Annotated in this window: 7 protein-coding genes; 2 read left to right on the top strand and 5 right to left on the bottom strand. The window is 72.4% G+C overall.

Translation table 11 applies throughout. The annotated features are described in order from the left end of the window. The 5 genes from ACWEVO_RS21160 to argS all read right to left on the bottom strand — a co-directional run. A partial coding sequence (locus ACWEVO_RS21160) for an efflux RND transporter permease subunit (protein WP_452309249.1) occupies window positions 1-1472 on the bottom strand: 1472 nt, incomplete at its 3' end. A gap of 207 nt (window positions 1473-1679) precedes the next feature. Next, a complete protein-coding gene (thrC, locus tag ACWEVO_RS21165; RefSeq protein WP_452309255.1) occupies window positions 1680-2729 on the bottom strand; it encodes a threonine synthase in 1050 nt (349 codons plus the stop codon). 111 nt (window positions 2730-2840) lie between these two features. Beyond that, entirely contained in the window at window positions 2841-4166 is a 1326-nt protein-coding gene (locus ACWEVO_RS21170) for a homoserine dehydrogenase (protein WP_452309250.1), read from the bottom strand. Beyond that, window positions 4163-5548, bottom strand: a complete 1386-nt coding sequence (gene lysA / locus ACWEVO_RS21175) for a diaminopimelate decarboxylase (protein WP_452309251.1) — start codon at window positions 5546-5548, stop codon at window positions 4163-4165. Before lysA ends, ACWEVO_RS21170 begins: the two co-directional genes overlap by 4 nt. A 6-nt stretch (window positions 5549-5554) precedes the next feature. Beyond that, a complete protein-coding gene (gene argS / locus ACWEVO_RS21180; RefSeq protein ID WP_452309252.1) occupies window positions 5555-7219 on the bottom strand; it encodes an arginine--tRNA ligase in 1665 nt (554 codons plus the stop codon). Window positions 7220-7316: 97 nt separating this feature from the next. Between argS and ACWEVO_RS21185 the strand changes: the two genes are divergently transcribed. Together ACWEVO_RS21185 and ACWEVO_RS21190 are read left to right on the top strand one after the other, a co-directional pair. Continuing rightward, entirely contained in the window at window positions 7317-8138 is an 822-nt protein-coding gene (locus tag ACWEVO_RS21185; RefSeq protein ID WP_452309253.1) for a DUF3105 domain-containing protein, read from the top strand. A 10-nt stretch (window positions 8139-8148) separates the two neighbouring features. Continuing rightward, the gene (locus ACWEVO_RS21190) at window positions 8149-8826 is read left to right on the top strand and encodes a DUF305 domain-containing protein (RefSeq protein WP_452309254.1); all 678 of its coding nucleotides are present in this window, start codon (window positions 8149-8151) and stop codon (window positions 8824-8826) included. The last annotated feature ends 45 nt before the right edge of the window (window positions 8827-8871 follow it).

The following is an 8871-nucleotide window of genomic DNA, read 5'->3' on the forward strand; positions in this document are numbered from 1 at the left end:
CCGGCCCGCGGCTTCAGGAACCAGTACGCGAGCACCGGGATCACTGTCAGCGACACCAGCAGCGAGGCGAGCAGGGCCACCGTCACGGTGATCGCGAACGGCGCGAAGAGCTGCCCGACGAAGCCGCCCACCAGCGCGATCGGCGCGAACACGGCGACCGTGGTGAGGGTGGAGGCGGTGACCGCGCCGGCCACCTCCCGGACCGCGCCGAGGATGGCGTCCCGCTTCGGCTCGCCGTACTCCAGGTGCCGCTTGATGTTCTCCAGCACCACGATGGAGTCGTCCACGACCCGGCCGACCGCGATGGTCAGCGCGCCGAGGGTGAGCAGGTTGAGCGAGTAGTCGCCGGCCCAGAGCACGATCAGCGCGACCAGCACCGACAGCGGGATGGAGACCGCGGTGACCACGGTGGAGCGGATCGAGAGCAGGAAGACCAGGATCACCACGACCGCCATCAGCAGGCCGAGCAGGCCCTCGGTGGTCAGGCTGTCGATGGACCGTTCGACGAACGGGGCCTGGTCGAAGACCACGGTCAGGTCCGCACCGGAGGCGGCCTTCAGGTCGTCCAGCCGGTCCCGGATCTCATGGGAGATGCGGACGGCGTTGCCGTCCGGGGTGGCGGTGACGGCGATGCCGAGGCTGGGTCTGCCGTTGGTCCGGGTGAAGCCGGTGGCCGGGGCGAGCTGCTCCTGCACCGTGGCCACGTCGCCGAGGCGTACCGGGGCGGCCGGGGCGGTGGCGAGCACGATGCCGCGCAGGTCGTCCACGGTGCGGATCGGGGTGCCCACCTGCACCGGCAGCGACCGGCTGCCGTCCGCGACCGCGCCGGCCGGCAGCGCGACGCCGTTGGTCTTGAGCGCCTGGGCGATCGCGGTGGGGGCCAGCCGGGCCGCGGCCAGCTTGGCCGGGTCGGGGGTGACCAGCACGACCTGGTCGCGGGTGCCGGTCACGTCGACCGTGCGGACGCCGTCCAACCCTTCCAGCTCGGGTACGACGGTTTTGCGCAGCTTCTCGGCGAGCGCCTGCTCGTCGCCGTCCCCGCTGGCGGCGACGACCACCGCCGGGAGGTCGTCGGTGCTGCCGGCGATGACCTGGGGGTCCACCCCCTCGGGCAGCTGGGCGTCGATCCGGTTCAACGCCGTCTGCATCTTGTTGACCACGTCGTTGAGGTCGGTGCCGAACTCGTACTGGACCTGGACGGTGGTGGAGCCCTCGCGGGAGGTGGAGGTGACCTTGTCCAGCCCGGGGATGCCCTGGAGGCTGTTCTCGATCGGCTCGGTGACCTGGGCCTCGACGATCTCCGGTGCGGCCCCCGGGTAGGCCGCCACGATGAACGCGGCGGGGAACTCCAGTGACGGCAGCAGCTGCTGCTTCAGCGACGGTACGGCGAACGCCCCGAACGCCGCGGTCACCAGCGCGATGAGGGCGACCAGTCCGCGGTTGGCAAGGCTGAATCTGGCGAGCAGCGACATCTGCGTTACTCACTCCTGCAAAGGGGTCGACGGGTGCCGAAAGTCTCCCCCACCCGATCACGCTCCCACGCACCACCCCACCCCCGCCCGGGAAGAGTGTTGATCAAGGGGTTTGCGTCAGAATTCCGCCTCACCCTGACGCAAACCTCTTGATCAGCTCGGCGTCGGGCGGGGCGGGCGGGGGCGGGGCCCCGGGGGGGGGTGGGGTTAGGCGAGGTCCAGGGAGCGGGCGGCGGCGAGGGGGTCGTTGGCGATGGTCACCGGGGCGGGGGCCGTGGAGATGGCCCACTCGGGGTCCTTGAGGCCGTGGCCGGTGACCGTGCAGACCACGGTGGAGCCGGCCGGGACCTTGCCGGCGGCGGCCTGCTGGAGCAGGCCGGCGACGCTGGCCGCGCTGCCCAGCTCGACGAAGACGCCCACCTCGCGGGCCAGCAGCCGGTACGCGGCCAGGATCTCCCGATCGGTGACCGCGGCGATCAGGCCGTCCGAGGCGTCCCGGGCGTCGATCGCCTTGGTCCAGCTCGCCGGGTTGCCGATCCGGATCGCGGTGGCGATGGTGGACGGCTCCGGCACCACCCGGCCGGTGACGATCGGGGCCGCGCCGGCCGCCTGGAAGCCGTACATCTTCGGCGTCCGCGTGGCGTTGCCGTCGCGCCGGTCCTCCGAGTAGCCCATCCAGTAGGCCGAGATGTTGCCGGCGTTGCCGACCGGCAGGCAGTGGATGTCGGGTGCGTCGCCGAGCGCCTCGACGATCTCGAAGGCGGCCGTCTTCTGCCCGTGCAGGCGGTCGATGTTGACGGAGTTGACCAGGGCGACCGGGTAGTCCTGGGCCAGCTTGCCGGCGAGCGCCAGGCAGTCGTCGAAGTTGCCCTGCACCTGGAGCAGCTTGGCGCCGTGCACGAGCGCCTGGGCCAGCTTGCCCAGCGCGATCTTGCCCTGCGGCACCAGCACCGCGCAGGTGATCCCCGCCCGGGCCGCGTACGCGGCGGCGGAGGCGCTGGTGTTGCCGGTGGAGGCGCAGATGATCGCCTTGTCGCCGGCCTCGACGGCCTTGGAGACGGCGACCGTCATGCCCCGGTCCTTGAACGAGCCGGTCGGGTTGGCGCCCTCGACCTTGAGCCAGACGTCGGCCCCGGTCCGCGCGGAGAGCACCGGTGCCGGCAGCAGCGGCGTGTTCCCCTCGTGCAGGGTGACGATCGGAGTGGCCTCGGTGACCGGCAGCCGGTCGCGGTACGTCTCGATCAGGCCCCGCCACATGTCGCTCACCTCGACTCTCCCGCCCCGCTCCCGGGGCCCTCACCAGCGTGGACCAGCCTCGCGGACCGGTCGCCGGCACACCTGCCCTTAACCATCAGGCGGGACGGTGGGCTACGCGCCGCCCTCGACCCGCAGCACGCTGGTCACCGAGCGGACGATCGGCAGCCCGCGCAGCTCCCGGACGGTGGCGGCGAGCGCGGCGTCCGGCGCCACGTGGGTGACGATGACCAGCTCCGCGTCCTCGCCCCGGCCGGCCGGGCCGCCCCCGGCCGGGCCCTGCCGCACGGTGGCGATGGAGACCTCGTGCCGGGCGAAGACCCCGGCGACCGCCTCCAGCACACCCGGCCGGTCGGTCACGTCGAGGCTGATGTGGTAGCGGGTGAGCGCCTCCCCCATCGGCCGCACCGACAGGTCCGCGTACGCCGACTCGCTGGCCGCGTGCACCCCGGCGAGGCGGTTGCGGGCCACCGCCACCACGTCGCCGAGGACCGCGCTGGCGGTCGGCGCGCCGCCCGCGCCCCGGCCGTAGAACATCAGCTGGCCGGCCGCCTCGGCCTCGACGAAGACCGCGTTGAACGCGTCGCCGACGCCGGCCAGCGGGTGGGTCAGCGGGATCATCGCCGGGTGCACCCGGACGCTGACCGTCTCGCGGCCGGCCGCGTCCGCGCCCCGGGCGGCGATGCAGAGCAGCTTGATGGTGCAGCCCATGGCCTTGGCGCTGGCCACGTCGGCGGCGGTCACCTCGGTGATGCCCTCGCGGTGGACGTCGGCCGCGGTGACCCGGGTGTGGAACGCCAGCGAGGCGAGGATGGCCGCCTTCGCGGCGGCGTCGAAGCCCTCCACGTCGGCCGTCGGGTCCGCCTCGGCGTACCCCAGCTCGGTGGCCTCCTCCAGGGCCTCGGCGAAGCCGGCGCCGGTGGCGTCCATGGCGGAGAGGATGAAGTTGGTGGTGCCGTTGACGATGCCGGTGACCCGGTTGATCCGGTCCCCGTGCAGCGACTCACGCAGCGGGCGCAGCAGCGGGATGGCACCGGCGACGCTGGCCTCGTAGTAGAGGTCGGCGCCGCCCTCGGCGGCCGCGTCGTGCAGGGTGGCGCCGTCCTCGGCCAGCAGCGCCTTGTTCGCGGTGACCACGCTCTTGCCGGCGCGCAGCGCCTCGACCAGCCAGCCGCGGGCCGGCTCGATCCCGCCGACCACCTCGACCACGATGTCCACGTCGTCCCGCTTGATCAGCCCAAGCGGGTCGGTGGTGAACAGGGCCGGGTCGACCGGCAGGTCGCCCCGGTCCCGGCCGAGCCGGCGGACGGCGATGCCGGCGATCTCCAGCGGAGCGCCGATCCGGGCGGCGAGGTCGGCCGACTGCTCGTGCAGCAGGCGCACCACGTCGCTGCCGACCGTGCCGCAGCCGAGCAGCGCCAAGCGAACGGGTGAGGTCATCCGACATCCAATGCGAGCAGGTCCTCTTCGGTCTCCCGGCGGACGATCAGCCGGGCCCGACCGTCGCGGACGGCGACGACCGGGGGCCGTGGGACATGGTTGTAGTTGCTGGCCATGCTCCGGCAGTACGCCCCGGTGCCGGGCACCGCGACAAGATCTCCGGGCTGCACGTCTGCGGGCAGGAATTCATCCTTCACCACGATGTCCCCGGACTCACAATGCTTTCCCACCACGCGGGCGAGCAGCGGGTCCGCCGTCGAGGTGCGGTTCGCCACGGTCGCCGAGTAGGACGCGTCGTAGAGCGCGGTGCGGATGTTGTCGCTCATCCCGCCGTCCACGCTCACGTACGTCCGCAGCCCGTCGACGTCCTTGACGGTCCCGACCTCGTAGAGGGTGAACACGGCCGGCCCGACGATGGCCCGGCCCGGCTCGATGGACAGGTGCGGTACGGCCAGCTTCTCCGCGGCGCACTCCCCGTCGACGATCTTGCGCATCCGCTTGGCCAGCTCCTGCGGCGCCGCCGGGTCGTCCTGGGTGGTGTACGCGATGCCGAAGCCGCCGCCCAGGTCCAGCTCGGGCAGCTCCACCCCCCGGGCGTCGCGGATCTGGGCCTGCAGCCCGAGCACCCGGCGGGCGGAGACCTCGAAGCCGCTGGCGTCGAAGATCTGCGAGCCGATGTGCGAGTGCAGCCCGCGCAGCTCCAGCACGTCCTCGTCGAGGATCCGGAAGGCGGCGGCCGCGGCCGCCCCGCCGGCCAGCGAGAAGCCGAACTTCTGGTCCTCGTGCGCGGTGGCGATGAACTCGTGGGTGTGCGCCTCCACGCCGACGGTGACCCGGACCAGCACCTTGGGGCGTACCCCGCGCTCGCGGGCGATCGCGGTCAGCCGGTCGATCTCGGCGAACGAGTCGACGATGATCCGGCCCACCCCGGCGTCCACCGCCCGGGTCAGCTCGGCCACCGACTTGTTGTTGCCGTGGAAGCCGATCCGCTCCGGCGGCATCCCCGCCGACAGCGCGGTGGCCAGCTCGCCGCCGGTGCAGACGTCGAGGAACATGCCCTCCTCGGCGATCATCCGGACCACCGCCCGGCAGAGGAACGCCTTGCCGGCGTAGTAGACGTCGGCGTCCGGGAAGGCGGCCCGGAACTCGCGGCAGCGCGAGCGCAGGTCGTCCTCGTCCAACACGTACACCGCGGTGCCGAACTCGGCGGCCAGGTCGCGGACGTCCAGGCCCGCGACGGTCAGCTCGCCGCCCTCGGCCCGCGCCACGTTACGCGGCCACAGCTGCGGGACCAGGGCGTTGACGTCGACCGGGGTACGCAGCCAGGCCGGTCCCCGGTGGCCGATCTCCCCGTGCAGGGCACCAGCCTCGTGCGCGCGCATCTGCGGTTACATCCTTTCCGGGGCGGAGACGCCGAGCAGGTGCAGGCCGTTGGCGATGACCACCCGGGTGGCGTCGTTGAGCCAGAGCCGGGCGCGGTGCAGGTCGGTGACCTCCTCGTCGCCGCGCGGCAGGATCCGGCAGTTGTCGTAGAACCGGTGGTAGGCCCCGGCCAGCCGCTCCAGGTAGCGGGCGACCAGGTGCGGCCCGCGCAGCTCGGCCGCCGAGGAGACCACGGCGGGGAACTCGGCCAGCGCCTTGAGCAGCTCGTTCTCCTTCTCGTGGGAGAGCAGCTCGGCGTGGAAGTCGGCCGCCTCGGCCCGGGTCAGCCCGACCTCGGCGGCGTTGCGCCCGACGCTGGCGGTCCGGGCGGCCACGTACTGCACGTAGTAGACCGGGTTGTCGCGGGTGGCCCGGGTCCACAGCTCGACGTCGATGTCGATCGGCGAGTCGCTGGAGTAGCGGGCCAGCGCGTACCGGGAGGCGTCCACGCCGATCGCGTCGACCAGGTCCTCCAGGGTGACCACGGTGCCGGCCCGCTTGCTCATCCGCACCGGGGCGCCGTCGCGGACCAGGTTGACCAGCTGGCCGATGAGGATCTCGAGGTTGCGCTCCGGGTCGTCGCCGAAGCAGGCGGCCATCGCCTTCATCCGGCCGATGTAGCCATGGTGGTCGGCGCCCAGCATGATCACCACGCGCTCGAAGCCGCGCTCGCGCTTGTCCAGGTAGTAGGCGCAGTCGGCGGCGAAGTAGGTCCACTCGCCGTTGGACTTGCGCAGCACCCGGTCCTTGTCGTCGCCGAAGTCGGTGGTGCGCAGCCAGGTCGCGCCCTCGGACTCGTAGAGGTGGCCCTGCTCGCGCAGGCGGGCGAGGGCCTGCTCCAGCTCGCCCCGGTCGTGCAGGTCCTTCTCGTTGAAGTAGGTGTCGAACTCGACGCCGAAGTCGCGCAGCGACGACTTGATCTCGGCGAACATGAGCTGCACACCCTCGACCCGGAACACCTCCTGGGCGGCGGCGTCGTCCAGCCCCAGCACGTCCGGGCGACGCTGGACGACCTCGGCCGCGATCTCGGCGATGTACGCGCCGCCGTAGCCGTCCTCCGGGGCCGGCTCGCCCTTGGCGGCGGCCAGCAGGGAACGGGCGAACCGGTCGATCTGGGAGCCGGCGTCGTTGAAGTAATATTCCGTGCCCACCTCGGCGCCGGTGGCACGCAGCAGCCGGCTGAGCGCGTCCCCGACGGCCGCCCAGCGGACCCCGCCGATGTGCACCGGGCCGGTCGGGTTCGCCGAGACGAACTCCAGGTTGATCTTCTGGCCGGCCAGGGCGTCGCTGCGGCCGTACGCCGGGCCGGCCTCGACGATCACCTTGGCCAGCTGGCCGGCGGCGGCCGCGTCCAGCCGGATGTTGAGGAAGCCCGGACCGGCGATCTCCACCGACTTGACCCCGGGGGCCTTGCCGAGCTGCTCGGCCAGGGCGGCGGCCAGCTCCCGCGGCGGCACACCCACCTTCTTGCTGAGCTGCAGCGCCAGCGTCGAGGCGTAGTCGCCGTGATCGGGGTTACGGGGTCGCTCGACCGCGGTCTGCGCGGGCAGCGCGGAGCGGTCCAGACCCCGGTCTGCGAAGACGGCGTGGGCTGCGGCGAGGACGACCTCGGCGAGTTCTGCGGGAGTCACCGAACCATGTTATCGGGGGTAGACTCGGCACCCGCGGCGGCGACCAGGATGTGAACCGGCCCCGCGCCTCCCTGACCGACCGACCTGACGAGGCACGATGAGCATCAGCACCCCGGGCGGCCCGGAGCGCCGCCCGACTGTGGTCAGCACCGGCAAGAAGCCGGCCGCCGGCCGGCCGGCCGCTGCCGACAAGCCGGCCGGCGGCAAGGCCGGGTCCGGCAAGGGCACCCCGCGGCAGACCTCCGGCGGGAAGGGCCGCAAGCCGGTCGCCCCGGTGAAGGTCACCCAGGGTCGCTCGTGGGGTCCGATCGCCCTCTTCGTCGCGGTCGGCGTGCTGGCGGTCGGCATCATCGGGTGGGGCGCCTGGGCCGTGTACAAGGGGACCCAGCCGTGGGAGGAGCGCGCCGACTCGATCAAGGGCGTGGTCGACTACCGCAAGACGAACAAGGACATGGTGAAGGGCGGCCAGCACCAGCAGGGTTCGATCAAGTACGACGTGCTCCCGCCGGTCGGCGGCCCGCACAACCCGGCCTGGCAGAACTGCCTGGGCGACGTCTACACCGCCCCGATCGCCAACGAGCACGCGGTGCACAGCCTGGAGCACGGCACGGTCTGGATCACCTACCGTCCCGACCTGCCCGCCGACCAGGTGGCCAAGCTCAAGGCCAAGGTCGAGGGCAAGGAGAAGATGATGCTCAGCCCGTACGAGGGGCTGGACAAGCCGATCTCGCTCCAGGCCTGGGGCTTCCAGCTCAAGGTCGACAACGCCGACGACAGCCGGATCGACGAGTTCATCAAGACGCTGCGGGTGAACGCCTCCATCGAGGGCCCCAACGCCAACTGCGCCCAGGGCGTCACCGCGACCGGCACCACCCCGCGGGACATGGGCAACCAGATGGACCAGCCGGTCACCCAGTGAGGACGGCCCGATGACTGCTTCCGCTTCCGTGACCCCGGACACCGACCTCGACGAGGTCCCGGCCGCCGACGGCGGCCGGGCCCCGGCACGGCGCTACGGCCTGCTCGCGGTCGCGCTCGCCGTCGTGGTCGGCCTCCTCCTCGGGTACGCGGGCGGGCTGCTCACCCCGACTCTCACCCGCCCCGGGGACAACTCCCCGGAGGCGGGCTTCGCCCGGGACATGAGCACCCACCACGCCCAGGCGGTGGCGATGGGTCTGATGGCCTTCCAGCAGGGCCAGGACGCGGAGGTACGGCAGATCGGCGGCGACATCGCCACCGGCCAGCAGGGTGAGATCGGCACCATGCAGACCTGGCTGCGCTCGTGGCGACTGGACCCGACCGGCGACCAACCGCCGATGGCCTGGATGCCGGACGGCGCGCAGGCGGTGAAGAACGGCCTCATGCCCGGCATGGCCACGCCGGCGGAGATGGCGAAGCTCCAGGCGGCGAAGGGCCGGGACTTCGACATCCTCTTCCTCCAGATGATGATCCGGCACCACATCGGCGGGGTGCACATGATCGACGGCGTCCTCGACCAGGGGCACGACAAGGACGTGCTGGCGGTCGCGCAGGTCATGAAGAACACCCAGCAGACCGACCTCACCAACCTCCAGGCGGCGCTCAAGCGCCTGGGCGGCACCCTGTAACACCGGTCGGACGGAGGGGCGCGCGGCGCACCCGACGCGGGCCCC

The sequence above is a fragment of the Micromonospora sp. NPDC003776 genome, assembly GCF_053605645.1.